Genomic DNA, 580 nt, shown 5'->3' on the forward strand with positions numbered 1-580 from the left:
GATTTCAAATTATCCGGGACGAGCAATTCTGGGACACCGCCGAAGAACTGGAAGGCGCGTACATGACCGTTTACGAATGACTGGAGGTCCTGACCCCATTGCGCTTCCGCGTAGGTGTAGCTGCTTGCACCGAGTGTGGCAACAAATAACTGAGCTTCCCGGATTTCGCCAGTTTCACCGTCAACCACAGGGATTTTTGGTCCTGCGTAGTCGATAAACAACTTCTCGCCGGCCTTGTGTTCTTGGCGCAAGGAAAGCTGAAGAGACTTCTTCCACTGGTTAAACCGCTCGCAAAATTGACTGTACTGATAGCCCTCCGGGTACAAGCTTTTGTACTCCATCCAAAGAAGCTGGAGAGTGACGCCTTTTCTTTTGGATTCTCTGTACATGAGGTTCCAATCGGGTTCTTTCCGGTTCTTGGGTCTGCCCATTACCTTAGGGAAGAGCAGGACCTCCAGCTTACGTTCGTCCAGATTTGCTGGCAGCGGCCATGGTAATCCGGCCTCAATAGCGCGCGCTAGAATGTTACTAACAGTACCGTGTGAGAGGGACAAGCTACGTGCGATTGCTCTTTCACTTA

At 51.2% G+C, this 580-nt stretch carries 1 protein-coding gene; it reads right to left on the bottom strand.

The annotated features are described in order from the left end of the window. The coding region (locus ACFPPD_RS20190) for an IS21 family transposase (RefSeq protein WP_465251443.1) at positions 1 to 580 on the bottom strand (580 nt) is incomplete at both ends.

Origin of the sequence: Cohnella suwonensis, from assembly GCF_042655365.1 — a bacterium.
Lineage (GTDB): Bacteria > Bacillota > Bacilli > Paenibacillales > Paenibacillaceae > Cohnella > Cohnella suwonensis.